Source organism: Actinoplanes octamycinicus, from assembly GCF_014205225.1.
Classification (GTDB): domain Bacteria; phylum Actinomycetota; class Actinomycetes; order Mycobacteriales; family Micromonosporaceae; genus Actinoplanes; species Actinoplanes octamycinicus.
Genome location: NZ_JACHNB010000001.1, coordinates 9,232,001 through 9,258,736, shown reverse-complemented (window position 1 = coordinate 9,258,736; position 26,736 = coordinate 9,232,001). Strand labels below are relative to the sequence as shown.

Annotated in this window: 23 protein-coding genes; 5 read left to right on the top strand and 18 right to left on the bottom strand. The window is 73.3% G+C overall.

Annotated features, from left to right (window positions below; genetic code table 11):
• Positions 1-116: 116 nt before the first annotated feature.
• On the top strand, positions 117-1,352 hold the full coding sequence (fdhA, locus tag BJY16_RS41860; protein WP_239176657.1) for a formaldehyde dehydrogenase, glutathione-independent: 1,236 nt from the start codon (positions 117-119) through the stop codon (positions 1,350-1,352).
• A gap of 1 nt (position 1,353) precedes the next feature.
• Here fdhA and BJY16_RS41855 read toward each other — a convergent pair whose 3' ends face one another.
• Positions 1,354-2,712, bottom strand: a complete 1,359-nt coding sequence (locus BJY16_RS41855) for an MFS transporter (protein ID WP_185045176.1) — start codon at positions 2,710-2,712, stop codon at positions 1,354-1,356.
• A 56-nt stretch (positions 2,713-2,768) separates the two neighbouring features.
• On the opposite strand from BJY16_RS41855, the gene BJY16_RS41850 reads away from it, so the two are divergent.
• Positions 2,769-3,377, top strand: a complete 609-nt coding sequence (locus BJY16_RS41850; protein ID WP_185045174.1) for a TetR/AcrR family transcriptional regulator — start codon at positions 2,769-2,771, stop codon at positions 3,375-3,377.
• Between the two features lie 770 nt (positions 3,378-4,147).
• On the opposite strand, the gene BJY16_RS41845 is transcribed toward BJY16_RS41850, so the two are convergent.
• Genes BJY16_RS41845 through BJY16_RS41795 form a run of 11 tightly spaced genes read right to left on the bottom strand, consistent with a single transcriptional unit; the run spans position 4,148 to position 19,283 of the window.
• Positions 4,148-7,600 (bottom strand): hypothetical protein, encoded by a 3,453-nt coding sequence (locus BJY16_RS41845; protein WP_185045172.1) that lies wholly within the window; start codon positions 7,598-7,600, stop codon positions 4,148-4,150.
• A 41-nt stretch (positions 7,601-7,641) separates the two neighbouring features.
• Entirely contained in the window at positions 7,642-8,655 is a 1,014-nt protein-coding gene (locus tag BJY16_RS41840) for a GNAT family N-acetyltransferase (RefSeq protein WP_185045170.1), read from the bottom strand.
• Positions 8,656-8,677: 22 nt separating this feature from the next.
• On the bottom strand, positions 8,678-9,871 hold the full coding sequence (locus BJY16_RS41835) for an FAD-dependent monooxygenase (protein ID WP_185045168.1): 1,194 nt from the start codon (positions 9,869-9,871) through the stop codon (positions 8,678-8,680).
• A gap of 9 nt (positions 9,872-9,880) precedes the next feature.
• Positions 9,881-10,903: a GNAT family N-acetyltransferase gene (locus tag BJY16_RS41830; RefSeq protein ID WP_185045166.1), complete on the bottom strand. Its 1,023-nt coding sequence runs from the start codon at positions 10,901-10,903 to the stop codon at positions 9,881-9,883.
• A 10-nt stretch (positions 10,904-10,913) separates the two neighbouring features.
• A complete protein-coding gene (locus tag BJY16_RS41825) occupies positions 10,914-12,068 on the bottom strand; it encodes a hypothetical protein (RefSeq protein WP_185045164.1) in 1,155 nt (384 codons plus the stop codon).
• Positions 12,065-13,282, bottom strand: coding sequence for an O-antigen ligase family protein (locus tag BJY16_RS41820; protein WP_185045163.1), 1,218 nt, complete (start codon positions 13,280-13,282; stop codon positions 12,065-12,067). Before BJY16_RS41820 ends, BJY16_RS41825 begins: the two co-directional genes overlap by 4 nt.
• Positions 13,275-14,573 (bottom strand): MATE family efflux transporter, encoded by a 1,299-nt coding sequence (locus BJY16_RS41815; protein ID WP_239176656.1) that lies wholly within the window; start codon positions 14,571-14,573, stop codon positions 13,275-13,277. The genes BJY16_RS41820 and BJY16_RS41815 overlap by 8 nt, the downstream gene beginning before the upstream one ends.
• A complete protein-coding gene (locus BJY16_RS41810; protein WP_185045161.1) occupies positions 14,566-16,101 on the bottom strand; it encodes a tyrosine-protein kinase domain-containing protein in 1,536 nt (511 codons plus the stop codon). The genes BJY16_RS41815 and BJY16_RS41810 overlap by 8 nt, the downstream gene beginning before the upstream one ends.
• 19 nt (positions 16,102-16,120) lie before the next feature.
• Entirely contained in the window at positions 16,121-17,380 is a 1,260-nt protein-coding gene (locus tag BJY16_RS41805; RefSeq protein ID WP_185045159.1) for a glycosyltransferase family 4 protein, read from the bottom strand.
• Between the two features lie 6 nt (positions 17,381-17,386).
• The gene (locus tag BJY16_RS41800; protein ID WP_185045157.1) at positions 17,387-18,520 is read right to left on the bottom strand and encodes an aminotransferase class I/II-fold pyridoxal phosphate-dependent enzyme; all 1,134 of its coding nucleotides are present in this window, start codon (positions 18,518-18,520) and stop codon (positions 17,387-17,389) included.
• Positions 18,513-19,283, bottom strand: coding sequence for a polysaccharide deacetylase family protein (locus tag BJY16_RS41795; RefSeq protein WP_185045155.1), 771 nt, complete (start codon positions 19,281-19,283; stop codon positions 18,513-18,515). Before BJY16_RS41795 ends, BJY16_RS41800 begins: the two co-directional genes overlap by 8 nt.
• Before the next feature lie 192 nt (positions 19,284-19,475).
• On the opposite strand from BJY16_RS41795, the gene BJY16_RS41790 reads away from it, so the two are divergent.
• Complete coding sequence (locus tag BJY16_RS41790; protein WP_185045153.1) at positions 19,476-20,492, top strand: lipid II:glycine glycyltransferase FemX; 1,017 nt, start codon at positions 19,476-19,478, stop codon at positions 20,490-20,492.
• Here the strand turns inward: BJY16_RS41790 and BJY16_RS41785 are convergent.
• A complete protein-coding gene (locus BJY16_RS41785) occupies positions 20,489-21,091 on the bottom strand; it encodes a lipoprotein (RefSeq protein WP_185045151.1) in 603 nt (200 codons plus the stop codon). The two genes, BJY16_RS41790 and BJY16_RS41785, sit on opposite strands and share 4 nt — an antisense overlap.
• Before the next feature lie 102 nt (positions 21,092-21,193).
• Between BJY16_RS41785 and BJY16_RS41780 the strand changes: the two genes are divergently transcribed.
• Entirely contained in the window at positions 21,194-21,724 is a 531-nt protein-coding gene (locus BJY16_RS41780) for a hypothetical protein (RefSeq protein ID WP_185045149.1), read from the top strand.
• Position 21,725: 1 nt separating this feature from the next.
• Here the strand turns inward: BJY16_RS41780 and BJY16_RS41775 are convergent, their stop codons facing one another.
• The 3 genes from BJY16_RS41775 to BJY16_RS41765 form a co-directional block, all read right to left on the bottom strand.
• Positions 21,726-22,253, bottom strand: a complete 528-nt coding sequence (locus BJY16_RS41775; protein WP_185045148.1) for a hypothetical protein — start codon at positions 22,251-22,253, stop codon at positions 21,726-21,728.
• Positions 22,254-22,409: 156 nt separating this feature from the next.
• Positions 22,410-23,075, bottom strand: coding sequence for an NADPH-dependent F420 reductase (locus tag BJY16_RS41770; RefSeq protein WP_185045146.1), 666 nt, complete (start codon positions 23,073-23,075; stop codon positions 22,410-22,412).
• A gap of 373 nt (positions 23,076-23,448) precedes the next feature.
• Positions 23,449-24,144 carry a nucleotidyltransferase domain-containing protein gene (locus tag BJY16_RS41765; RefSeq protein ID WP_185045145.1) on the bottom strand — a complete coding sequence of 232 codons (696 nt, stop codon included), beginning with the start codon at positions 24,142-24,144 and terminating at the stop codon, positions 23,449-23,451.
• Between the two features lie 53 nt (positions 24,145-24,197).
• Between BJY16_RS41765 and BJY16_RS41760 the strand changes: the two genes are divergently transcribed.
• Positions 24,198-24,419 (top strand): zinc-ribbon domain-containing protein, encoded by a 222-nt coding sequence (locus BJY16_RS41760; RefSeq protein ID WP_185045144.1) that lies wholly within the window; start codon positions 24,198-24,200, stop codon positions 24,417-24,419.
• On the opposite strand, the gene glpK is transcribed toward BJY16_RS41760, so the two are convergent.
• Entirely contained in the window at positions 24,410-25,912 is a 1,503-nt protein-coding gene (glpK, locus tag BJY16_RS41755) for a glycerol kinase GlpK (RefSeq protein ID WP_185045143.1), read from the bottom strand. The genes BJY16_RS41760 and glpK overlap by 10 nt on opposite strands.
• A gap of 12 nt (positions 25,913-25,924) precedes the next feature.
• Positions 25,925-26,680 (bottom strand): IclR family transcriptional regulator, encoded by a 756-nt coding sequence (locus tag BJY16_RS41750; protein WP_185045142.1) that lies wholly within the window; start codon positions 26,678-26,680, stop codon positions 25,925-25,927.
• Positions 26,681-26,736 lie beyond the last annotated feature (56 nt).

Genomic DNA, 26,736 nt, shown 5'->3' with positions numbered 1-26,736 from the left:
ATGCCATCGAATGACTGCAATGCGATTTTCGGCGCGCGTTGATATTACCGACGGTTCATTTTCGGCTACCGCGCGAGAAACATCGGGACCGAGTCCACCCGACGATGGAGGCCATCATGGGCAACAGAGCCGTTGTCTACCAGGGTCCCGGGCGCGTTGCGGTCCAGGACATCGACTACCCGGGGTACGAGATGAAGGACGGCCCCGGCGTCAACAAGATGAACGTCGGGCGGCGGACCCCGCACGGCGTCATCCTGAAGACGGTCACCACCAACATCTGCGGCAGCGACCAGCACATGGTCCGCGGGCGCACCACCGCCCCGGAGGGCCTGGTGCTCGGCCACGAGATCACCGGAGAGGTGGTCGAGACCGGCTCGGACGTGGAGTTCGTCAAGGTCGGCGACATCGTGTCGGTGCCGTTCAACATCGCCTGCGGCCGGTGCCGCAACTGCAAGGAGGGCAAGACCGGCGTCTGCCTGAACGTGAACCCGGACCGGCCCGGCTCGGCGTACGGATACGTCGACATGGGTGGCTGGGTCGGCGGCCAGGCGGAGTACGTGATGGTCCCCTACGCCGACTGGAACCTGCTCCGCTTCCCGGACCGGGACCAGGCGCTGGAGAAGATCCTCGACCTCACCATGCTCTCCGACATCTTCCCGACCGGCTACCACGGCTGCGTGAGCGCCGGCGTGACCACCGGCTCGACCGTCTACATCGCCGGCGCCGGACCGGTCGGGCTGGCCGCGGCCACCTCGGCGTTCCTGCTCGGCGCGGCGGTGGTGATCGTCGGCGACCTGAACGAGGAGCGGCTCGCCCAGGCCCGCAGCTTCGGCTGCGAGACGGTGAACGTGTCCCGCGGCGAACCGGCCGACCAGGTACAGCAGATCCTCGGCCCGACCGCGGCGGCGATCGGGCAGCCGCTGGTCGACTGCGCGGTCGACGCGGTCGGGTTCGAGGCCCGCGGCCACGGCCAGGACGCCCAGGTGGAGAAGCCCGCCACGGTGCTGAACTCGCTGATGGACCTGACCCGGGCCGGCGGCGCGATCGGCGTGCCGGGCCTCTACGTGACCGGCGACCCGGGCGGGGTCGACGACGCCGCCAAGGTCGGGTCCCTGTCCCTGCGGCTCGGCCTGGGCTGGGCGAAATCGCACTCGTTCGTCACCGGTCAGTGCCCGGTGATGAAGTACCACCACGGGCTGATGATGGCGATCCTGCACGACCGGGTGCAGATCGCGAAGAACGTCAACGCCACCCCGATCCCGCTCGACCAGGCCCCGCAGGGTTACCTGGAGTTCGATCAGGGCGCGGCCCGCAAGTACGTGATCGACCCGCACGGCATGGTCCGCCGGTGATTCACCTCGCGCTGGCCGCGGGCAGTGCCTGCACGATCGCGGCCAGCGCCAGGCTCACCACGATGAGATAGACCAGTCCGGCGCCGAAGCCCCGGGTTTCCTCTCCGAAGAAGATCACCCCGATGATCCCGACCCCGAGCGCGCCGCCGACCTGCTGGGTGGTGGTCAGCACGCCGGCCGCCGCCCCGGCGTGCCGGGCCGCCACCCGGGCCAGCACCGTTCCCATGATCGGGGCGAGCGCCAGGCCCATCCCGAACCCGTCCGCGGCCAGCACCGGGACCAGCACCGCGACCGGCGCGTCCGCCGCGACCAGCGCCAGCAGCACGGTCAGTCCGGCCGCCCGGAGCAGGCCGCCGAGCGCGATCGTCTGCCGGCCGTACCGGGCGGTGAACCGCGGCGCCAGCTGGGAGGCGGCCAGATAGCCCAGCCCGATCGGGGCGAACAGCAGGCCGGCGCCGAGCGGGCCGAGGCCGCGGTCCTGCTGCGCCCAGAGCGCGAAGACCAGGAAGTAGCCGGCCATCGTCATGGTGAAGGCCAGCTGGGCGAAGAGGCCGATGGTGACCGCCCGGTCGCGGAACAGCGCCGGGTCGATCAGCGGGGCCGGGTGCGGGCGGCGGGCGTACCACCCGAGGAGCGCCGCCGCGGCCGCGAAGCTCAGCCAGGTCCAGGCCGGCCAGCCCTGCTCCCGGCCCTCGATCAGCGGGAGCAGCACGGCGACCAGGGCGAGCGTGATCAGCGCGGCGCCGGCCGGGTCGAGACGGCTGCCGGTCGCCCGGCTCTCCGGCACCACCCGGAGCGTGAGCAGCAGCGCGGCGATCCCGACCGGCACGTTGATCAGGAAGCAGGCGCGCCAGCCCAGACCCAGCCCGGCGGTGATCAGCAGGCCGCCGGCGAGCTGGCCGAAGACGGCGGCCAGGCCCATCGTCAGGGCGTACCGGTTGATGGCTCTGGCCTGCTCCGGGCCGTCGTAGGCGGTCCGGATGACGGCGAGCACCTGCGGGGTGAGCAGCGCGGCGGCCAGGCCCTGGGCGACCCGGGCGGCGACCAGTTGGCCCGCGGTGCCGGCCAGGCCGCAGGCCAGCGAGGCGACGGTGAACAGGGCCAGGCCGAGGGCGAAGACCCGGCGCCGGCCGAGCAGGTCGCCGAGCCGGCCGCCGAGGACCAGGCCGGAGCCGTAGGCCAGGCCGTACCCGGCGACCACCCACTCGATGGCGGCCGGACCGGCGTCGAGGTCCGCGCGGATGGTCGGGATCGCCACGTTGACGATGAAGAAGTCCAGGATCGTGATGAAGACCCCGGTCAGCACGGTGGGCAGCAGCAGCGGGTGCGGTCGCGTAGATAGAACAGTCGGTCTACTCATGCCGACGATTAGATAGAACGGTTGGTCTACGGTCAAGCCCGTGGCAGGATGACGGCATGCCGACCACCCGTCCCGGTCCCCGCGAGCGTCTCCTCGAGGCGGCCCGTGATCTCACCTATGACCAGGGCGTGCACGTCGGGGTGGACGCCATCCTGCAGCGCGCCGAGGTGGCCCGGCGCTCGCTCTACCAGCACTTCGGCGGCAAGGACGGGCTGGTCACCGAGATGCTGCGGGCGAATTCGAACGAGGCGCGCTACCGGGCGGTGATGGACGCGGCCGGCACCGATCCGCGGGCGCGGATCCTGGCCGTCTTCGACGAGCTGGACGTGGTGGTCAGCCGGGAGACCTTCCGCGGCTGCCGGTTCACCGCGGCCGAGCTGGCCCTCGCCGACCCGGCGCATCCGGCGCACGCCGAGGTGCGCGGCTACAAGGAGCGGCTGCACGCCCTCTTCTCGGCCGAGTTGACCGATCTGGGTCACCCGGATCCGGACCTCGGCGCCACCCAGTTGCTGGTGCTCATCGACGGGGTGCTGGCGCACGGCGTGACCCGGCCGCGCGCGCATCCGGCCCGCGCGGCCAAGGCCGTGGCCGCGCTGATCCTCGGTGTCCCGCCCGCCCGGGACACCGAGTTCCTCCAGACTGACGGAGACGGTCAGATCTCCTGAGGTTGATCTCCGCGGTCCGCTCCCGGTTCAGATCAACCGCTTTCCGGTACGACCGGAGTCCCGTGCCGATCGGCCCGCGAGGCCCGGCCCACCCCGGACCGCCACGCGTGTCATGCGGGCCCGCCGCCGCCCACGGCCCGTCCCGCCGCGGCTGGCCCCCACGGGTGTCTCAAGCCGCGTGAGACACCCGTGGGAGCCAGCCGAGTGACCCGGTCGCGGTCCGCGGTCCGGTTCCGGCGGCGGGCTGGCCCCCACGGGTGTCTCGGGGTGCGTGAGGCACCCGTGGGAGCCAGCCGATGGCCCGGTCGCGGTTGGCGGTCTGGTTGCGGTGGTGGGCTGGCGCTCACGGGTGTTTCGGGGTGGGTGAGGCACCTGTGGGGGCCAGCCGATGGCCTGGTTGCGGTTGGCGGTCTGGTTGCGGGGGTGGGCTGGCGCTGACGGGTGTTTCGGGGTGGGTGAGGCACCTGTGGGGGCCAGCCGATGGCCTGGTTGCGGTCGGCGGTCTGGTTGCGGGGGTGGGCTGGCGCTGACGGGTGTTTCGGGGTGGGTGAGGCACCTGTGGGGGCCAGCCGATGGCCTGGTTGCGGTCGGCGGTCTGGTTGCGGGGGTGGGCTGGCACTCACGGGTGTCTCGAGGGGCGTGAGGCACCCGTGGGAGCCAGCCGATGACGCGGTTGCGGTCGGCGGTTTGGTTGCGGGGGTGGGCTGGCGCTCACGGGTGTCTCGAGGGGCGTGAGGCACCCGTGAGGGGCGGCCGGAGAGCGTGAGTGGTCAGGTCATCGTGACGGTGACGGCGTCGTCGCGGACGTCCGGGTCGGGGTGTGACCGCAGCGCCATCAGCAGCTCGCGCCAGCGGCCGGCCCACCGGTAGCCCGCGCCGAACCGGACCAGCTGGACCGCGAACAGCCCGGCGGCCAGGTCGCCGCGCCACGCCAGCCGTTCGATCAGGTCGTGCAGGACCGCGGGCGACGGCGGGTCGCGGTCCTCGCGCAGCCGGGCGCCGACCCGTTCGGCGATCCGGGCGGCGATCACCGGTCGGCCCGCGCACCGGTCGGCGATCTCCAGCAGGTTGTCCAGGTGACCGAGACTGACCAGCGCGGACAGGGCCACCGTGAGGTAGCCGGGCCGGGCGGCCAGCGCGTGCATCCCGGCGATCAGGGCACTCCGATCGGCGGCCGGCGGCAGCGACCGCCCGAGCGTCGCCACGCCCTGGGCCAGCACCTCGACCCGGCGGCGGGCCGGGAGGTCGGCGCCCGGCTCGGGTTGCGGTTCGGTCCGCGCCGCCAGGCGGTGCAGCACCGGGTCCAGCGCGGCGCCACCGGTGGCCCGCAGCAGGGCGGCGACCTGGATGTTGGTCACCGGCTCGGCCAGGTCGGTGAGGCGGTCGACGACGAGTGCGGTGAGGTCGCCGGCCCAGCGCGCCCAGTCCGGCAGTTTGGTGAAGGCGGCCTGGCGGATCTGCCGGTCGTCGGCCCGGCACGCGGCGGCGATCAGCGCGGCGTAGCGCGGGCGGTGCCGGGCCGGGATCGAGTGGGGATACGTGTCCAGGACGGCCCGGCGTTCCTCCCGGCTCGCGTGGATCGCCCGCTCCAGGACGGCCCAGCTCGCCTCGGCGTCGAGCCGCTGCCGGGCCGCGCCGACGATCGCCGCACGTACGTCGCGGTGCTGGTCCGGCGCGGTGTAGGCGGCGAGCAGCCGGTCCATCGAGGCCGGTGGCCCGTAGCGGGCCAGGATCCGCACGGCCTCCTTCCGGCTGGTCACCTTGACCGCCGCCGAGCCGCCGCCGGAAACGACCGCCGCCCCGCCGCCGGAAACGGCCGTGGCGTCGCTGCTGGGAACGGCCGTGGTGGCGGGACCGGCCGTGGCGTCGCTGCTGGGAACGGCCGTGGTGGCGGGACCGGCCGTGGCGTCGCTGCTGGGAACGGCCGTGGTGGCGGGACCGCCCGTGGGGTCGCCGCCGGGAACGGCCGGAGCGGCGGGGGTGTCGAGCAGAGCGGCGAACGGGCCGGTGAGGGCGGCCGGCGGGAGGTGCTTGGCGGCGCGGGCGGCGGCGTACATCGCCACCCGGGCCCGGTCGTCGCCGGCGTGCGGGAGCAGCACCGGGAGCGCCAGATCCGGCCGCTCGGTCCAGACCAGAGCGGCCAGGGCCGTCTCGGCCAGGTGCACCTCCGGCGCGGCCACGTAGCGGAGCACCAGCTCCCGCCCGGTCTCGCCGAGCGGCGCGACGGCCCGCAGCGACCCGGTCCGCTCCCACAGCTGGGCCTGCGGGTCGGCGATGATCGGGGCGTGCAGCGCGACCAGCGCGGCCAGCTGGCGGGGCAGCCACCGCCGCGGGTCCGGCACCCAGCCGGGCACCGCCCGGGTCCGGGCGTCGGCGAACCGGCCGACCGGCCGGCCGGCCAGCACCTCGTCGACCAGGTCGGTCCGGCGGGTGGCGACGATCCGCCACACCGGGTCGAGCAGCACCGCGGACGGGTCGGCGGCGAGCACCTCGGCCACCCGCCGGTCACGCTCGCGCGGGTCCTCCAGCCACCGGTCGATCGCCTCCCGCGCGACCCACGCCTTGGTCCCCGGCCCGGCCGCCTCGCGCAGCATGTCCTGCAGCTCCGGCACCCGCCAGGCGCGCTTGCCGAGCGCCTCGGTGAGCGCGAAGAGCGGGGCGTACCGGGCGCGGTCCAGGTTGGCGCGCACCCAGGGGCGGAGCCGGTCGACCACCATGGTCTCCTGGCCGCGGCGCAGCACCTGGTCGAAGCGGCGCAGCGTGGGCACCTTCGACGCGGTGCTGACCAGGTCGATGGTGAGCAGCGCCCACTCGCGCAGCTCGGGCACGTCGACGTGGCGCTGCAGGGTCTCGGTGGCCAGCCGGCTCAGCGCGGAACTGGTCGCCGCGGACGCGTCCCGGGCCTCCACCGCGTCGGTGGTGATCGTGGTCAGCGCGGCGGCGCAGCCGGCGGTGAGCAGCCGGGCCACCCCGGCCAGGGCGGTGAGCGCCACCGAGCGGACCGGGTCCTGCTCGTTGCGCAGCCGGGTCAGCCGGGTGACCACCTCGGCCACCACCGCGGTGTCCCGGGACCGGCCGGCCGCCGCGACCAGCCGGGCGTACGCCTGCGCCCGCTCACCCGCGTCCCCGGACCGGACCGCGGTCTGCTGCGCCGCGGCCGCCTCCGGCCAGTCCAGGTACCCGCTCAGGTCGAGGACCCGCTGCTCCTGCCGGGCGACCTCGTCGAGGGCGAGCAGCCGCCGCACCTCCCGGACCCGGATCGCGGCCGGCAGCAGGTCGAGCACCGCCCAGTCCGGCACGAACCGGCTGGTGTCCTGCTCGGCCAGCCCGGCGTCGTAGATCGTGCCGCGCCGGGCCGGCGGTAGCGCCCGGAGCAGCGGGGCCAGCCCGGTCACGCCCCGGGCCAGCGGCGCCAGCTCGTCGTCCGGCAGGGTGGCGAGCCGGCGCAGCACCACCGGGGGCAGCCGGGTCCGGCGCAGCCAGCCGGCCCGGCCGGGCGCGGTCAGCAGCCGCAGCAGCCGGCGCGGGTCGTGCCCGGCGAGCGGCCCGTACCGCTGCAGGTCGCCGGGCAGCGCGTTGTCCGGCGCGTACCGGTCGAGCAGGTCGAGGGCGGTCCCGGGCGGCAGGGTGAGGATCGCCCCGGCCAGCCGGGCCCACTCCCGGCTCAGATCCTCCGGCGGGGCGGCGGCCAGGGTCGCGGCGGCGTACTCGGCGAGCACCGCGGGGTGCCGGCGGACCACGGCGGCCAGCCGGGTCGCGTGGGCCAGGTCGGGGAGCAGCTCGCGGACCGTGGCAGCGCTGCAGCCGGGGAGGAGGGCAGCTGCCTCGGCGTCGCCGAAGCAGGCGCGGATGTCGTGGATCAGGGCGTCCGCTGTCGACGGATGGGGGCGGGCGCGCAGCGTACGGTAGACGCGGCGGCGATCGGCAGCGGACAGCTCGGCGACCCGCGGCCCGAGGCGGCCGGCGCGCAACGCGGCCTGGATGGCGACCGACCGCAGGCCGGGCAGCGGATCCTGGCGGGCCGCGTCGATGGCCGCGGCGTCCCGCGCGACCAGCGCGGCGACCAGGGCCAGATGCCGCTGGTATCCGTCGCCGGCGCGCAGGTCGGCGCAGACCTCGGCCCGGTCCGCGGCGGTGCGGGCCCAGGCGGCGAGGCGGCGCATCCGCACGTGGTACGGCAGTGGATCGAGCGTGTCGAGCAGTTCCCGGGTGGCGGCCAGCATGCCGATCATTCTGGTCGTCCGGGCGCTCCCAGCCGATCCATTTACCGGTACGGCGGGAAACGCCCCTCCAGTGACTCCGCGGTCGGCTCGCCGGCCAGCCGGGCGTAGGCGGCCGGGTCGGTGATCAGCCGCCAGGTGTGGAAGTCCTGCCGCCCGGTGCCGAACGCCGCCTTGTACCGGAACAGCGAGTCGCCCGCCCCGCCCACCCCGCCGCCCAGGTGCACCACCCGGTTCCCGCGCTCCCGCCCCCACAGCCGCACCTCGTGGTAGAGCAGCTTGTCGGCGTAGAAGATCTCCCCGTCCCGGGTGGCCTGCAGGTGGGTGTGCATCATCCGGTCGTACTCGAAGAACAGGTTCCCGCCGAGCACCTCGCCCCGCCGGACCGCGGTGGCCAGGTGCAGGTGGCCGCCGAGCGCGCGGCGCAGCCGGTGCAGGTGCTCGTGACCGAAGAAGTAGAAGTCCCGGGCGCCGACCCGCTGCATGGTCGCGTGGTACGTGTCGATCCAGGTGTCGAAGGTGTCCCACTCGTCGAAGACGATCTCCACCTCGGCGCGCTTCGCCCGGTTGATCTGCTTGCGATGCGTGCGGTGGGTGTCCTGCCAGAGTTGGTCGGCGCTGCCGGTGAGGTCGATGGAGACGGTCTGGCCGTGGTTGACCAGGGTGCCCGCCTGCCGCAGCGACACCTCCGGGGCCGGCAGCAGCGGATGCAGCCGGACGAAGGCGGTCACCACCCCGTGCGTGTTCAGCAGCGCGACCAGGGCCCGGGCGGCCCGCGCCCAGAACCCGCTGTTGACCGGCGAGACGTCGCTGACCGGGCCGGGGTAGCCGTACGGCGACACGGCGTCGTGCAGCCCGGTCTCCGGGATCGGGCGCAGGATCAGCGGCAGCAGCAGGACGTGGTCGGCCTCGTCGTAGCGGAACGCGGTCGCGGTGCCGCCGGCCAGCTGAGCGTCCAGCCGCGCGTAGGCGGGCAGGTGGTAGACGTCGTGCCGGGTGCGGCCCAGCGCCTCGGCCCACGCGGTGTCGTCCGGTTCCAGGAGCGCGCCTTCGGCCATCGGTACTCCTCGTCCTCGTCCGTCAGGGGACTGCCGCGGTGACCGGCCTGCGGCGGGCCCGGTTCCACCGTCGTGCACTCAGTGTCCAGCGCAGCATGGTCCGCGGAACAGTGCTCTGGGTCGATACGTGCAGCAGGTACCGCCATGCCGGGAAGTCCTCCCGGCGGTTCGACAGGGCGTACGAGAACCGGGTGGCCGGCAGCTCGGCGTACTCCGGCATCCGCTCGAACCACTCGCTGCTGGCCAGCGCGGCCCGTTGCAGCGGGGCGAGCGCGGCCTTGCGCCGGTGCTCGTACTGTTCCAGCGCGGCGGGCAACGGTTCTTCGGCCAGACCGACGATGGCGTCCGCCAGCGCCATCGCGTCCTGCATCGCCAGCTTGGTGCCGGAGCCGATGGCGAAGTGCGTGGTGTGCGCGGCGTCGCCCATCAGCACCAGGTTCCCGTGGTCCCAGCGCTCCGCGGTGACCCGCCGGAAGTTCAGCCAGCCGCGCCCGGCGTCGTCGAGCGGGTGACCGTCCAGGTGCTTCGCGAAGATCTCCTCCAGCCGGGCGTTGCCGGCCTTCGAGTCCAGCTCGTCCAGGCCCAGCCCGGTCCACGTCTCCGGGGTGCACTCCACGATGAACGTGCTGGCCGTGTCGCTGAACGGGTAGGCGTGGAACCAGATCCAGCCGGCCTCGGTCCGCTCGAATCCGAACCGGAAGGTGCGGAACACGTGCGGGGTGCCCAGCCAGATGTACTTGTTGCGGCCGGTCTCCACGGTCGCCCCGAAGTGGCCCGCGTGCTCGTCGCGGATCCGGCTGCCGGCGCCGTCGCAGGCCACCACCAGGTCGGCCGGCGGCAGCGCGGCCGGGTCGGTCAGCTCGTCGGAGTAGCGCACCTCGACGCCCAGCTCGCGGGCGCGCTCGCCGAGGATCTCCAGGAGCTTGTGCCGGCCCATGCTGTAGCCGTATCCGCCCAGGTGGGAGTCGGGTTTGCCGGTGACCCGGACCTCGTACTCGTCCCACTTGCAGGCGGCGTCCCAGATCCGGCGGGCGCTGACCGGGTCGTACCGGAACAGGTCGTCGAGCAGGTCGTCCCAGAAGACCACGCCCCAGCCGTAGGTGACCCCGGCCGGGTTGCGCTCCAGCACGGTGATCTCGCGGCTCGGGTCGGCCAGTTTCGCCAGCACCGCGAAGTACAGTCCGGCGGGTCCGCCGCCGACGCAGGTGATCCGCATGGCGCGCTCCTAGCGGTAGGACGGGAAGGTGGAGGACAGGTCCGCCGGATCGGCTCCGGGCCGCCGTTGCAGGACCAGATCCCGGTACGCCCCCGGGTCGGTCACCACGCGCCAGGTGTGGAACGGGTGCCGGCTCGGCGAGAACCCGGCCTTGTAGGAGAAGAGCGAGTCGTTCGCGCCGCCCTTGCCGCCGCCCAGGTGGAAGACCCGGGCGCCGCGCTCCTTGCACCACCGCCGGACCGAGTCGTAGAGCAACTCGTCGGCGTACCGGCCGCGGGCCCGCCGGGTGGACGAGACGTAGCCGGTGGCGATCCCGTCGTACTCGAAGAAGGTGTTGCCGCCCACCACCTCGTCGCCCTCCAGCGCGACCGCGAGGTGCATGTGGTCACCGACCGCGTCGTGCAGGGCGGCCAGGTGGTCGTACGTGAAGAAGTAGTAGTCGGCCGCGCCCACCCGCCGCATGTTGTCGTGATAGACCTCGACCCACTCGGCGAGCCGGCCCCAGTCGTCGAAGACGACCCGGGTGCCGGCGCGCCGCGCCCGGTTGATGTGGTTGCGGTGGTCGCCGCGGGTCTGGCTCCACATCTCCTCGGCGCTGACGGTCAGGTCCATCGACACCGTCTCGCCGTGCCGGACCAGCGCGCCGGCCTCGCCGAGCACCGGCGACGGCGGGTTCAGCAACGGGTGCATCCGGACGAACATCGAGATGATCCGGGCCGCCCGCAGCGTCTCGACCAGGGCGGCGCAGGCCGCCCGCCAGAAGGCCGCCTCGTGCGGCGCGGCATCGCTGACCGGACCCGGATATCCGTACGGCGACAGCGCGTCCCGCAGCTCCGAGCCGGGTATCTCCCGGACGATCAGCGGAATCAGCAGCCGCCGCGCGCCCTGCTCGAAGTGGAACGCGGCCGGCGCGCCGCCGTACAGCCGGGCGTCCAGGACGACGTAGGCCGGCACGTGGTACATGTCGTGGGCGACGTGCTGCAGCGTCTCCTTCCACTCCCGGGCCGCGGGGTCCAGCAGCGATGCCGTCATAGATGTCTCCTCACCCGCGCAGGATCTTTGCGTTGAGCGCCATGTTCCCGGCGAACTGGTCGTTCACCACCTGGTAGGAGTCCAGGCGGTGCTGCAGGTTCGCGTCGTAGCGGCCGAGCTTGACGAAGCCGTCGGCGATCCAGCCGTTGTCCGAGCCGGACCCGTCGACGAACTCCCGATAGGTGGTGCCGCGCGGCCAGATCACCTTGCCGAGCAGGGCGCCGAAGGCCGCCATGTCGGCGGTCGACCAGCCCTGCCTGTGGTCGTGCGCCTCGACGACGTAGGCCATCACCCCGTTGCCGTGCCCGACGTCCTGCCCGGGCCGGCGGGTGGAGCCCCACACGTCGCTCCAGAAGTACGCGGTCGGCTCCGCCGGGTTGCGGGTCATCTGGTTGCGCAGCTGCGCGCTGATCGTGTCGTGCACCTGCTTGTACCGGGCCCGGCGGTCCGGGTCGGTGGCCAGCCGCCCGAGGTTCAGCGCGATCAGCGCCCAGTGCGCGGCCATGTGGGTGCGGTCCCGGAAGATGGTCTCGCCGGCGCCCCGTGAGTACCACTTCTCGAAGACGTCCACCTCGGCGAAGGTGTGCAGTCGCTCGTAGACGGCGCGGTAGCCGGCGTTGCCGTACACCGCGGCGCTCTGTCGCATGGCGACCAGCAGCTGGGTGGCGTACCGCCAGAAGTAGCTCTCGTAGAGCGGCACCTCGTCACCGCCCTCACCGGACTTGCTCGACGGCCAGCCGCGGTACCGGTCCCGGAAGCTGCTGCCGGGCAGCGAGGTGGACGGCGCCGCCGAGGCGGCCACGTTGTCGACGTAGGCCAGCGACCGGTCCAGGTAGCGCAGCGCGCCGGTGGCCCGGAACATCGCCACGTTCGCGTCCAGCGTGTACGACAGGTCGTAGTGGTCCTGGCTGTCCCGGGACCGGCTCATCGGCTGCGCGGTCCGGGCCTGGTAGTCCCAGCTGCGTTCGAACACGCCCTGCCAGTAACTGACCGGCTTCAGGTTCACCTTCACCGTCGCCTCGGGTACGGCCACCGGCTGCTCCGGGGGCGGCAGGGGCTCCGCGTTGCAGGGCCGGGCCGCGCTGTTCGCCGCGGTCACCGCCACCACCGAGCCGACGCCGAGCAGCAGCACCGCCCGCCGTCCGTATCTCTTCGCAGAAGTCATCGTGGTACTGCCTCTCGCTCACCGGCAGACGCGGCGGCGGGCGCCGTCCGGGCCTGCGCGACCGCGGCCGCGGCGGCCATCGCGGCGAAGATCCAAGCGAGCCGGGCGTCGTAGTAGTCACCGGAGAACAGGCTGCTCAGCGCCACGAACACGGCCGCCGACACGGCGAGCCCGGTCACCTGCGGACGGGCGCCGCCACCGCGTACGGTCCTGGCCCACAGTATGACCGCGCCGGTGAGCAGGCTGATGCCGATCACGCCGCCCTCCGCCACCACGGCGAGCACGTAGTTGTGCGGGTACTCGATCATCTGGTTGATGCCGATCAGCCCGTAGAAGCCGTCCAGCCCGGCGCCGCCGACCGGGTGCTCCCAGCCCAGGTTCAGCGCGGCCGCCCAGATGTCGGTGCGGTTGGACAGGTACTGCTCCTGGACCGTCTGCTCGACGAACCGCTCCTGGAACAGCGAGGTGAACGCGGGCGGCGCGGTGAACCAGATGACCACCGCGGCCACCACCAGGAACCCGCCGGCCGCGATCACCGGGCCGGGCTTGAGCCGGCCGCGGATCTTCCACAGCGCGTAACCGCCCACCACGCCGCCGGCCATCAGCGCGCCCCGCGACCCGGACAGCAGCGCGGCCAGCACCAGCAGCGGCGTGGCCAGCAGCGGCAGCAGCCGGCGGTGCAGCAGGGCCAGGGCGATCGCACTGATCACGCCGAGCAGCTGGATCCGGACGAAGACGTTCGGCCCGCCGCCGAACGCGGAGTAGCGGCCCTGCTCGCCGGGCCCGTTGATGAAGATGGCGGCCAGCGCGAAGACGATCGCGGTGAGGTAGAACAGCTGGAAGGTGAACCGGACGGCCCGGTCCGGGTCGCCCAGCGTCCAGTAGTAGAAGGCCAGCGTCAGCGCGGCGAGCAGGACCAGGTCCAGCACCTGCGCGCCGATCCGCGCGGCCGGCGGCGCCCAGAGCGCCGAGGCGATCTGGAAGAGGAAGAAGAGCAGGGTGACCACCAGCCAGGTCTCGTCCCGGCTCGTGGTCGCTCGCGCCCGGCGGCTCAGGTCCACGACCAGCAGGACCAGCGCGACGATCAGGCCGACCACCCGCAGGTCGACCCAGCCCAGCCCGGTGAACCCGGCCCGGTCCAGGGTGAACCGGCCGCCGACCGCGATCAGCACGAGCAGCAGGCCGGGCGCCAGGAACACCCGCGGGTCAGACATGGCTCCGGTCCTTCACCAGGCGGCTCGCCACCAGCGCGAAGAGCAGGCAGGCACCGTACCCGGCGAGCGAGCCGTAGGCCGCGCCGAGGATGCCCAGCCGGGGGATGAGCAGCAGGTAGACCGCGAAACTGACGGCGAACCCGGTGATCTCGGCGGCCGACACCAGCGTGCCGTGCCCGCGGGCGATCAGCAGGCCGAGGCTGATCCGGGAGAGCGCGTACAGGCCGGCGGCGATCACCAGCGGCAGCACCACCACCTTGGCCGGGGCGTACTGGTGGCCGAAGACCGGGACGATCAGCAGGTACAGCGTGCCGGCCACCAGCGGGACCGCGACCAGCGTGTAGACCGCGGCGGCCAGCACGATCGGGGCGGCCCGCAGGGTGCCGTCCTGGTGCGCGGCCCGCCACCGGCCCAGCCGGGAGTCGGCGTAGGCGCGCAGCGGCCAGGCCAGCAGCTCGGTCATGGTGGCCACGCTGGTGTAGAGGCCGAGCGCGGCGGTGGACGCCAGCGCCGGGATGACCAGCCGGTCCACCCGCAGCATCGCCATGTTCGAGATGGCCGCCGGGAACAGCGACAGGCCCTCCCGGCGGACCATCCGGGCCTGCTCGTGGCGGACCGGGACGGCGGCCGGGTCCGGCGGCAGCCGCAGCCAGACGACCAGGTAGACGATGGTCGGCACGGCGCCGGCCACCAGGTAGGCGAGGAACCAGACCTCCGGATGCGAGGCGTGCGTGGCGTACAGGCCGGCCAGCATCACCAGCAGCAGCGCCGACTCGATCACCCGGCACATCATGAAATCGCGCACCCGGCCCACCGCGATCGCGATCGAGCGGGTGGCCAGCGAGGACGCCTCCACCACGGTGTACCAGGCGAGCATCGCCACCAGCACCGGGCCGGGGTTGTGCGAGTGCGGCGCGACCGCGGTGTAGAGCACGGCTCCGGCCAGGCCGACCGCGCAGGGGATCAAGAGCAGTTTCGCGTACGCCTTGACCGCGGGCGCCGGCGCCACGTTGTGGTAGGTGGCCACGAAACTGCGTTCGGTGCCGAGCAGCAGCACCTGGGTGGCCAGGTAGGTGACCTGCAGCAGCAGCGCGACCTCACCGCGGTGGGTGGGGGTGAGCGAGCGGACCATCAGGATGTTCGCCGCGAACGCCACCGCGCCGGTGAGCATCTGCGAGGCGATCAGTTGGACGTACGGCTCCCGGAGCTGGCCGAGCAGCCACCCGAGCCGGTGCGCCCGGCGGGGCGCCGGCCCCGCCGTGGCCTGCTGGCCGACCCGCAGCTCACTCACCGTCAGGCCGCTTCGCTGGCTCCGGATCCGGCTCCTCGGCGGGCTCTATCACCTGCGCCTTGCCCCGGGCCACCTCCTCCGGGGCGCCGTCCAGCGCCGCCTTCACCACCCGGGCCCGGCCGCGGACCACGCCGGCCGGTGGCCGCGGCGCCGGGATGCCGCTGGCCGGCGCGCTCTCCTCGGCCGGCTCGTCCAGCGGGATGAGCAGGTCGGACGCCGGCACCTGGGCGGCGCCGGCCCAGGCCTGGCCGGTGGGCAGCTTGCGGGGCAGGGCGTTGAGGACCGCGCCGGCCAGCTTGGCGCCGATCCGTTCGAGCAGCTCGATCGACTTCTCGACGTCCGCCGTCCGGGTCCGGTTGGCCCGCACCACCAGCAGCGCGCTGTCGGTCACCTTGCCGAGCACCGCGGCGTCGGCCGGCCCGTTCAGCGGCGGCGCGTCGACCAGCACCACGTCGAACCGCTCGGTGAGGGTGCGGACGGTGGCCGGCAGCCGGGGCGAGGCGAGCAGCCCGCCCGGGTCCGGGACCTGCTCACCGGCCGGCAGCACGGTGAGCCGCCCGTTCAGCGACTCGCGGAGCACGTCCGGGACCCGGGCCGCGCCGGAGAGCACCTCGGCCAGCCCGGGCGCCGGGTCCAGCGAGAGGTACCGGCCCACCCCCGGGGTGCGCAGGTTGGCGTCGACCAGCACCACCCGGGCGCCGGTCTCGGCCATCGCGATGGCCAGCCCGCAGGTCACCGCGGTGGTCCCCTCCTTGCGGCTGGGGCCGGCCAGCAGCAGCGACCGGCCGCGCGGGTTGCCCCGCCGGCCGTCGGTGACGCCGGGCAGCAGGCTGCGCAGCCGCCGGAACGCCTCGGCCAGCGACTGGTCCGGGTGGTCGTCCCGGCCCCGGCCGTCCAGCGCGATCACGCCGACCGTGTCCAGGCCGAGCCGGCGCAGGTCCTCCTCCTCGGCCACGGTCTTGCCGACGATCTCCCGGACCGCCACCGCGATCGCGCCGATCAGCAGGCCGAGCACCGCGGCGAAGCCGGCGTTGCGGGCCAGCCCGTTCGGCTGCCGGGTGGTCTCGGCGTCCTGCAGGATCGACAGGGTCGGCGGCGGGCCGCCGTCCGGGTTCGGCGCGGCGATCCCCTTGGCCACCACGACCAGCACGTCGGCGGCGGTGGTGACGATCTCCCGGCTGCGCGCCGCGCTCGGGTCGGTGGCGGCGATCTGGAGCAGGTCGGTGCCCTCACTGACCTGGGCGGACAGGCTCTTGCGGACCTGCGCGGCGGTGATCTGCGGGCCGAGCTCGGCGACCACGCCCTCGGCCACCCGGGGGCCGGTGAGCAGGGCGATGTAGGAGTTGAGCCGGCGCGAGTTGGCGTCCGGATCCCCGGTGCCGGCCGAGACGAACAGCAGCATCGACGACTTGTAGGCGGGTTTCGCGGTGAGCGTCAGGCCGGCGCTGATCGCGGTCGCCACCAGCACCGGGATCAGCAGCCAGAGCCATCGGCGGCGGCAGGCCCTCAGGTACGCACGCAGTTCCACTTGTCAGATCCCCCCGGTATCAGGACTGCTGGGACAGCACGTCTCGGCGGTCGGCGGCCCGGCCCCGGCCGCTCGTCGCCGCTCGCGTCAGCACCGCCTCGAAGCGGTCGAAGAGCAGGTCCCGGGAGAACTCGTCGACGGCCAGCCGGTGGGCCGCGGCCCGGGCCTTGACCAGCCAGTCCTCGTCCCGGACCCGGGCCGCCATCAGCTCCCCGGCGGCGTCCGCGTCGTACGGGTCGAGGACCAGCCCGGCGCCGGTCTCGGCGAGCAGGTCGGCCTGCCAGCCGCCGTAGTTGATGGCGATCGGCCGGGAGGCGGCGAGCGCGTCGAAGAACTTGTTGGCCGAGTTGTCCCAGAGCCCGCGGATCGGGCGGACCATGCTGGTCGACATGGTCGCCGCGCCGAGGATCACCGGCAGCTCGGCTTTCGGCACCTTCTCCCACATCCGCACGGTCCGGTCGAGCAGGCCGTGCTCGGCGGCGAGCCGGCCGGTGCTCTCCCACTCCTTGCCGTGCCCGACGATCAGCACCTGGATCTCCGGGTCCTGCTCGCGCATCCGCCGGGCCGCCCGGATCAGGTATTCCACCCCGTTCACCGCGCCCAGCGCGCCGGTGTAGACGATCAGCGGCCGGTCGCCGAGCCAGCGGTGCTCGCCGCGGAAACGCTTGACCTGAGCCGGGTCGACGTGGAAGAGGTCCAGGTCGGCGGCGTTCGGCACCACGGTGACCGGGGTGCCGGGCCGGCGCCGGACGACCCCGTCGGCCATCCCGGGGGAGAGCGCCACCACCTCGGAGGCGTTGCGGTAGGCGAAGCTCGCCAGCGCGCCGGCCAGCCCCCGGGTGACCGGGTTGCGCAGCGCGCCCATCTCGATCGGTACCTCCGGCCACAGGTCGCGGACCTCGAAGACGAACGGCACCCGGCGCAGCCGAGCGGCGAGTACACCGGGTACCGCGACGGTGAGCGGGGTGCTGGTGGCGAAGACCAGATCCGCGCTCAGACGGGCGGCGCGTGTGGTGGCGAGCACCATGAACTCGGCGAACGCGCGCAGCCGGCGGGCGTACGACATGTGGTTGTCGTAGGGGATCCGGAACCAGTGGACGGTGATCCCGTCCTCGTGGGTGACCTTCCAGCCCAGCTCCCGGTCACCCGGCGTGATGTCGGTGGTGATCACGTCGACCGTGTGCCCGCGGGCGACCAGCCGCTTGGCCTGCTCGTAGGAGCGGATGCCCCCGGCCATCCCCGGGTTGCAGTAGTACTGGTGGATGTAGACGACGCGCATCCGCCTTCACCCTTCCTGCTCGGCGGCGACCGAGCGAACGGCGGCCACGACGCGATCCCGGTCGTGCCCGGTGAGGGCGGAACCGCTGGGCAGGCAGAGCCCGCGGTGGAACAGGTCGGCGCTGACCGCGCCGCCGCGCATCACGCAGTCCCGGTACGCCGGCTGCAGGTGCATCGGCTTCCAGGTCGGCCGGGCCTCGATGTCCTCCCGGGCCAGCCCGGCCAGGATCCGGTCCCGGGTCGCCGGCGAGCCGACCAGCAGGCAGGTCAGCCACCAGTTCGGTACGCCGTACCCGGCCACCGGCAGGAAGCTGACCCCGGGCAGGTCGCCGAGCGCCGCGCGGTAGTGCTCGAAGGTGACCCGGCGCGCCTCGATCATCGACGGCAGCCGCTGCAGCTGGCCCCGGCCGACCGCGGCGAGCAGGTTGCTCAGCCGGTAGTTGTAGCCGACCGTGCGGTGCTCGTAGTGCGCCACCGGCTCGCGGGCCTGGGTGGACAGGTGCCGGACCTGGCTCGCGACCGAGCCGTCGTCGGTGACCAGCACCCCGCCCCCGCCGGTGGTGACGATCTTGTTGCCGTTGAAGGAGAGCACCCCGGCCAGCCCGAACGAGCCGGCCGGGCGGTCCCGGTAGGTGGCGCCGAGGGCCTCGGCGGCGTCCTCGATCAGCGGGACGCCGTACCGGTCGCAGGCCTCCAGGATCGGGCGGTAGTCGGCGCACTGGCCGTACATGTCGACGGTGATCACGGCGCGCGGCAGCTGGCCGCGGACCGCCCGGCCGCGCAGCTCGTCGGCGAGGATCTGCGGGTCGACGTTCCAGCTCTCCGGGGTGCTGTCCAGGAAGACCGGGCGGGCGCCCAGGTACATCACCGCGTTCGCGGTGGCGGCGAAGGTGAACGACGGGACCAGCACGGTGTCGCCGCGCCGCACCCCGGCCGCGATCAGGGCCAGGTGCAGGGCCGCGGTGCCGCTGCTCAGCGCCACCGCGTGCCGGACGCCGACCAGCTCGGCGCACCGGGCCTCGAAGGCGTCCAGGTCCGGGCCGACCGGGGCGACCCAGTTCGAGTCGAACGCCTCCAGCAGCAGTTTCCGCTCGACGTCGGTGACGTCCGGCGGACTCAGGTAGATCCGCGGCTCAGTCATGGACCCGGGTCCGCACGGCCATCAGCGGCCAGGCCGGGTGCAGCCCCTGCCGGTGGATCCGCATCGGTGAGTCGCCGGCGTGCATGGCCGGGCGCCGGGTGGACGCGAAGCTGCGGTACCCGGCCTGCTCGGCCACCCGCACCTCGCGCTCGGTGAAGTCGACCCGGGGGTAGCCGTACGGCGCGGCGAAGTCCCGCACCGCGCACCCGAGCTGGTCCTCGATCTCCTTCTTCGAGTCGACGATCTCGTGCCAGATCTCCGTGTCGTCCTGATCGGCCAGCCGGTGGTGGGTCACCGTGTGCGAGCCGAACCGGAACCCGGCCCGCTGGATGTCCCGGACGTCGTCCCAGCTCAGGTTGCCGGGCCGGCCGACCAGCCCGGAGGTGAGGAAGAAGGTGGCCGGCAGCTCCAGTTCCAGCAGCATCGGCACCACCACGTCGCGCCAGCTCAGGTGGCCGTCGTCGAAGTTGAGGCAGAACGTCGGGCCGGTCAGCGGCCGGTCGCCGGCCAGCACCGCGAGGGCCTCGTCCCAGGTCACCATGGTGCCGATCCGGCGCATCCGGAGCAGGTGCCGGCGCAGGTCGCCGGCGTACTCCGGGAGCACGTCGTGGTAGAAGGGGAAGAACAGGCCGGGCGCGCTCGGCAGGCGGCGGAACAGCCCGGCCGGCGCCAGCACCCGGCCCTGCGCTCGTGGCCTGGCCCGGAGGCGGGTCCGCAGGCCCAGTTCGTTCAGACGTCGTTTGATCGCCGTCGGCGCCTCCATGCGACCGGCACCCTCCCGCTCGTCGGTTCCCATCACCCTGACAAATGGATACCGGTGAGCGGCAGTAGCAATTGTCACCCCGAACGCGAGGATCATTCACGTCAATTCGCTAATGGTCCTTTCGGGCCTTGCGGAATGGCCGTACGGCGGGGCATCATCCGGCTTCGACGCCTATTCGAGTGAGGCGAACGGATGCTTCGACTGCAACGGGTGGAGCCGAGTGCCGCCCTCACCGCCGACCGCGCCACCTACCAGGACCGCCTCATCTTCCACACTCCGGAGTGGCTCTCGTTCGTGGCCGAGTGCCAGCGCGCCGAGCCGGTGCTGGCCACGGTCAGCGACGACGGCGGCACCGTGGGCCATTTCACCGGCCTGCTCACCCGCCGCTACGGGCTCCGCATCCTGGGCAGCCCGATGGCCGGCTGGACCACCTCCTACCAGGGGTTCAACCTGCGGCCCGGGGTCTCCCGCCGCGCCGCTCTGCGGGCGCTCACCGGGTTCGCCTTCGACGAGTTGGGCTGCGCCCACCTGGAGGTGCGGGACCGGGCCGCGACCGAGGCCGACTACGCCGGGCTGAGCCTGCGCTGGGACTCCGCGCCGACCGCGGTGATCGATCTGAGCCCGGACGAGGACGCGCTGTTCGGCGCGATGGCCAGCGCCTGCCGCCGCAATATCCGGAAGGCCGCCAAGTCCGGCGTGATCATCGAGGAGGCGGATCCGGATCCGGCATTCGCCGACGAATTCTACGATCAATTGCGCGACGTTTTCGCCAAGCAGAATCTGGTGCCCACCTATTCGGTGGAACGGGTCAAGTCGTTGATCCGACATCTCGCTCCGGCGGGCCGGATCAGCCTGCTCCGGGCCCGCGACGGCGACGGCCGGTGCATCGCCACCGCGGTGCTGCCCTGGTACCACCGGACCATGTACTTCTGGGGCGGCGCCAGTCACCGCGAGCACCAGCACCTGCGGCCCAACGAGGCGCTGATCTGGTACGCGCTGCGCTGGGCCAAGGAGCGGGGCGTCACCGAGTTCGACTTCGTCGGCTCGAACTCGTACAAGGAGAAGTACGGCACCGTCGAGGTCCCGGTGCCGTGGGCGCGGCAGTCCCGGTCGCCGCTGATCGGCCGGCTCCGGGACGCCGCCAAGCAGGCCTTCGCCCTCAAGCAGCGGACAGCCGCCCGGCTGACCCGCTCCTCCGCCTCCGGTTAGTTCACCGCCAGCGAGTTCCGCGCCAGCTGGTAGGCCGGCAGCATCTCGGCGTGCTCGCCGCTGTCGAAGCTGTCCAGCGACACCACGACCAGGCCCTTGCCGGTGTCGACGGCGAACGCCGACTCCTTCTCCACGCTGTCGTCGAGCTGGCTCTTCTGCTGGTAGTCGACGGACAGGCCGGGCTTGCCGCCGATCTGCGCCTCGGTGAACGTCGGGTCCTGCGCCTTGTCGCCGATGAACGCGGTCAGGCCGGCCTTCAGCTCGGCCTGCTCGCCGGTCCAGACCCGGAGGAAGCCGATGTTGCCGGCCGGCTTCGCGTCGATCTCGCAGGCCATCGTGAACGGGCCCTTCTTGGCCAGCGCGGCGAGCGGGTCGCCGGCCTCGACGGTGACCTGCTTCGGCTTCCAGCCGTCCGCGACGCCGAAGCTGACCGGCAGTTCACAGCCGCTGCCGGCGGCGCCGACCTTGGCGGTCGCCGCGGCGGCGTCCGGCGCCGCGGTGGCCGGCGTCGTCATCACCTCGTCGCTGCTGCTGTCGCAGCCGGTCAGTGCCAGGACGGCGAGGGCGCTCAGCAGGGTGGTACTGCACAGGATCTTCACAGAGACGGGAGTATAGGGTCGCTGATCAGGCGGGTGAACAGGGGCAACAGGGGGAAAGGTGAGTTGATCTCACTTTTCGCATCGGATACCGTACCGGCCGTGATGCGTACCCGGGTTACCTCCGCCGTTCTGTTCACCGCCGCTGTGCTCAGCCTCGCGGCCTGCTCCGACGATGACAAGACCGAGGCGGCTGGCACCCCCACCACCGCCGCCAGCGCCGCCTCGGCGCCGGCCACCGCGGCCTCCCAGCCGGACACCTCGGTGTCCGAGGCCGGTTCGATCCCCGGCTCGGCCGCCAACGGCGCCGCCGACAAGGTCGTCTGCGAGGCCGGTAACAAGGCCGGCGAGGCGATGAAGAACGCGATGCTGACGATCATGAAGGCGAACAACGGCGACATCAAGCCGGCCGACGCCAAGGCGATCCTGGACGACTTCACCAAGTCGCTGAACCAGGCCGTGGACCAGGCGCCGGAGAGCCCGGTGTCGACCGCAGCGCAGAAGATCGCCGACGAGGCGGCCAAGGCCGCCTCGGCCGCCGACCCGGTCGAGGCCGCGGCGGCGCCCTCCTTCGAGAAGGCGGGCACCGAGTTCACCGCCGCCTGCAAGACCGCGGGCGTCTCGGTCAACTTCTGACCTACGACGTACTCGGACGCCCGTGACCACGCTGGTGGTCGCGGGCGTCTGTCGTCCCGGACCGCCCGTCACCGTCCCCGGCGCCCGGGACGCTTCGGTGCTCCAGCTCCGGGTCGTCCGGGTCGCCCAGCGGCGGCGGCGGGCTGATCGAGCCGGTCGGCCGCAACGGCCTGCCGGTGGTCGGCGGCCGTGCCGGTGGCAGATCGGTGGGCGGCGCCACCACCGGGCCGGTGGTCGGCGCGACGCTGCCCGGGCGCCGGCTGGCCGGAGCGCTGGTGGCCGGACGCGAGCCGGAGCCCACGGTGGCCGGCTCCGCGGGGGCCGGCGTGACCGCCCGGGTGGTGGCGACGCCACTCAGGTCAGCGACCGGGGTGGGCGCGGCCGGGGTGGGCACGGCCGGGGTGGGCACGGCCGGGGTGGTCACCGGCGGCCGGTCCGCGGCGCCGCCGCCCCGCGAGGCCGCGAACGCCGTGCCGATCCCGGCCAGGAACAGCGCGGCGAGAGCGGCGATGACCAGCTGCTTTCGCATTTTCGGGCCTCCGAGCGGCGATCCGGCGGCCCAGTGTCGCACGGCGGGCGCACTCCGGCGATTCCCGGATCGGTCGAACCGTTCCGCTTCCCGCCGGTCCCGGCGGCCCGGTGCGGTGCGGGGCCGGTCGCCGCAGCGGCGACCGGCCCGGCGTGCTCAGCGCTTGGCCTCGGCCACCCGCTCGCGGACGGTCGCCGCGCCGGCCGGCGTGGCCGCCCCGTCGTACGGCCCGTACGGCGTCACGTAGACCGGCGTGTCCCGCTGGGTCCGCCAGTTCTCGGCGAGCGGTCCGACGTCCACCGTGTCGTACCCGATCCGGTCGAGGAACTCGGTGACCACCAGCTTCGCCGCCGGGTCGTCGCCGGCCACCGGCAGCGCGGTCCGGTCCGCGGCCCCGGCCGGCCGGGCCAGCTCGGCCAGGTGCTGGAACCAGATGTTGTTGAACCCCTTCACCACCTTGCTCTCCGCGAGGTGCCGCTGCAGCAGCTCACCGGTGGTGCTCTCGTCGCTGTCCAGGGCCGCGATCTGCCCGTCCCGCTCCGGGTAGTAGTTGTTCGTGTCGATCACGACCTTGCCGGCCAGCGGCTCCACCGGCACCTCCGGGTAGGCCTTCAGCGGCACGGTCACCACCACGATGTCCCCGGCCGCGGCCGCCTCCGCCGCGGTGGCGGCCCGCGCCCTCGGACCCAGCTCCTCGACCAGCCCCCGCAGGGTCTCCGGCCCGCGCGAGTTGCTCAGCACCACGTCATACCCGGCTGCCACGGCGAGCCGCGCCACGGTGCCCCCGATGTTCCCACTGCCGATGAGTCCGATCGTCGTCATACCCTCGCGAACCCGGCCCGCCCCGCCCCGATTCCACCTACTCCCCAGTCGTGACCGGCGGCACACCGACCCCTGCACCCCGCCCCGCTACGCCCGCCTGCCAGCTCCCGTCGCCACCCCTCCGCGAGGCCCGGCCCGCTCCCGGCCCGTCCCGCGCCCACAGCTCCCGGCTGGCTCCCACGGGTCCCTCCACCGTCCTGAGGCACCCCTCACGCCCAGCCGGAACCTGCCGCCGGCCCACCCTCCGTCAGCCACGGCGGCTCGCGGCAGCTGGAAGCGCACGGCGGCTCGTGGTGGGCGGAAGCGCGCGGCGGCTCGTGGCGGCCGGAGGCGCACGGCGCTCTGGCGATCGCGCGGGAAGGGGGCCGGCGGGTCAGGCGGTGGGGTGGCGGGCGGCGGCGACGGTACGGCGGGCGTCCCGCCACGCGAGCCACGCCGTGCGCAGCCGTGGCGAGCGGGCCGTCCCGCCTCGGCGGCGGTCCCGGAGCTGGGCGATCAGCCACGGTGGGGCGGACGCCTCCTCGATCGCCGCGGACTTCGTCAGCAGGGTGCCGTGGCGCAGGGCGTGCCGGCCGCGGGCCATCGAGGTGAGGCTCAGGTCGGCGAGCGCCGGGTCGGCGAAGAGCCACGGCCGGCGGGCCGCCCACGCCCAGTAGCCGGTGAGCTCGGCGCGCGCGGCGGCCCGGATGTCGTCGGCGGTCATCGGCGGCAGCAGCTCGGCCGGCCGCCGGCCGAAGACCGGGTAGCCGTGCCGGACCAGCTCGGCCCGGGTCACGCCGGACAGGATCCGGTGCACCAGCACGCCGTGCGTCCAGGTCGGGTGCTCGGCGGCGAGGTCACCGAGCCGGTCCTCGGCGACGTAGACGCAGCCCAGGGCGAGCGCCGGGTCGACGCCGGCGTGCGCCTCGGCGATCCGGGCCGGATCCGGCGCCGCCGGCACGATCGCCACCAGGTCGAGGTCGCTCACCCCGGGGATGTGGTCGCCGGTGGCGAGGGACCCGGCGACCAGCAGGTCGGTCACCCAGCCGGTGGCCCTCAGCCGGTCGCCGAACTCATCGACCGCTGTCATGCCGCCACGCTATTCGCCCGGCGGATCTGGCGAACTGATGACACGCTGGGGACATGTTCTTCGTGTTGTTCGGCGTGCGTACCAAGGACCAGCTGGTCGACAACCGGGTGCAGACCTGTGAGGTCTGCGGCTGGGCGGCCCCGCAGGCGCGGCTGGCCCGGACCAGCAAGTTCACCCTGTTCTTCATCCCCCTGTTCCCGGTCTCCCCGACCCGGTACTTCCTGCGCTGCGGGCACTGCATGGCGCTGCGCCCGGCCCGCGCCGCCTACGTCTGAGCGGCCGGCTGGATCCAGTCGAAGGTGCGTTCCACGGCGCGCTGCCAGTTGGCGTACTCGGTGTCGCGCAGCCCCGGGTCCATCGCCGGCATCCACTGTCCGGCGATGTGCCAGTTCCGGCGCAGCCCGTCCAGGTCCGGCCAGTACCCGACGGCCAGCCCGGCGGCGTAGGCGGCGCCCAGCGAGACCGTCTCCACCGCGAGCGGCCGGACCACCGGCACGTCCAGCACGTCGGCGATCATCTGCATCAGCAGGTTGTCGGCGGTCATCCCGCCGTCCACCTTGAGGGTCTTCAGGGCCAGGCCGGAGTTCGCGTTCATCGCGTCCACCACCTCGCGGGTCTGCCAGGCGGTCGCCTCCAGGACCGCGCGGGCCAGGTGCCCCTTGGTGATGTACGACGTCAGCCCCACGATCACCCCGCGCGCCTCGGACCGCCAGTGCGGCGTGTAGAGCCCGGAGAACGCCGGCACGATGTAGCAGCCGCCGTTGTCCGCGACGGTCCGGGCCAGGGTCTCGATCTCCGGCGCGCTGGAGATCAGCTCGAGCTGGTCGCGGAACCACTGGACCAGCGAGCCGGTGATCGCGATCGAGCCCTCCAGCGCGTAGCTGGCCGGCGACCCGGCCACCTGGTAGGCGACCGTGCTGAGCAGCCCGTGCGCCGGCCGGATCAGCTCCTGACCGGTGTTGAGCAGCAGGAAGCTCCCGGTGCCGTAGGTGCATTTCGCCTCGCCGGGGGTGAAGCAGGTCTGGCCGAACAGGGCGGCCTGCTGGTCACCGAGGGCGGCGCCGATCCGTACCGAAGGAAATGCCTCCGCGGCGGTGCCGAAGGCGCCGATCGAAGCCCGGACCTCCGGCAACATCGCGCGGGGGATCCCGAAGAAGTCGAGCGCCTCGGCCGACCACTCCAGGGTGTGCACGTCGAGCAGCATGGTGCGGCTGGCGTTGGTGACGTCGGTGACGTGCGCGCCCCGGGTCATGTTCCAGATCAGCCAGGTCTCCATGGTCCCGCAGAGCACCTCGCCGCGCTCCGCGCGCGCCTGCAGGCCCGGCGTGTGGTCCAGCATCCAGCGCAGCCGCGGCCCGGAGAAGTAGGTGGCGAGCGGCAGCCCGGAGAGGTCCGAGATGTGCTGGGCGGACGGTCGCGAGGACAGGTCGTGGACCAGGGCGTCGGTGCGGGTGTCCTGCCAGATGATCGCCCGCCCGACCGGGATCCCGGTCCGCCGGTCCCAGATCACCGTGGTCTCCCGCTGGTTGGCGATGCCGACCGCGGCCACCTGGTCGATGGTGATCCCGGCCCGGCGCAACACCCGCGGCGCCAGGCGCTCCACGTTCCGCCAGATCTCCATGGCGTCGTGCTCCACCCAGCCCGGTTTCGGGAAGTGCTGTTTGTGTTCCTGCTGGGCCAGGGAGACCAACTGCCCGCGCCGATCGAACACGATGCACCGGGTCGAGGTGGTGCCCTGGTCGATCGCCACCACATAGCGCTCGGTCATGGTTGATCCCTTCTATGGCCGGGCCGCTCCCAAGTCCCTGGAGATCGCCCGGGCCGCGTCCCGCACGCTGGTGACCAGGTGCGGGCGTGGTTGGTAGTGGCTGTCGCAGATCCGTTCGACTTGTCCGGAGATGCCGATGGCGCCGATCACCAGTCCGCCGTAACCGCGGATCGGCGCCGCGACGGCCGCCTCGCCGAGGGTGAACTCCTCGACGTCGGCCGCCCAGCCGCACTCGCGCACCTGCTCCAGGGCGGTGACCAGCTCGCGCGGGGTGACCAGGGTTTTCCGTGTGTAGGACGCCAGATCGGAGTCGAAGATCCCGGCCCGGTACGCCAGCAGCACCTTCCCCAGCGCGGTCGCGTGCAGCGGCAGCAGCGCGCCCACGTCGAGCGTCTGGAACGTGTCGTCCGGCCGGAACACGTGGTGCACCACCAGCACCTGACCCTCGTAGACGGTCCCGATCCGGACCGCCTCCCCGCTGCGCGCGGCCAGCGGATCCGCCCAGTTGATCGAGCGGGACCGCAGCTCGTTGATGTCCAAATAGCTGGTGCCCAGGTGCAGCAGCGCGGCGCCGAGCTGGTACTGCCCGGAGACCCGGTCCTGCTCGACGAAACCGACTCCCTGCAGCGTGCGCAGGATCCCGTGGGTGGTGCCCTTGGCCAGGTCGAGGGAGCGGGCGATCTCGCTGAGCCCGAGCCGGCCCGGGCCGCCGGCGAGCATCCGCAGGATCGCGGCGGCTCGCTCGATCGACTGCACGGTGCCGGGCATGTTTCGCACTCTATGCGATCGTGCTACGACTCGCCGTAATTGATGTTCGACAATGC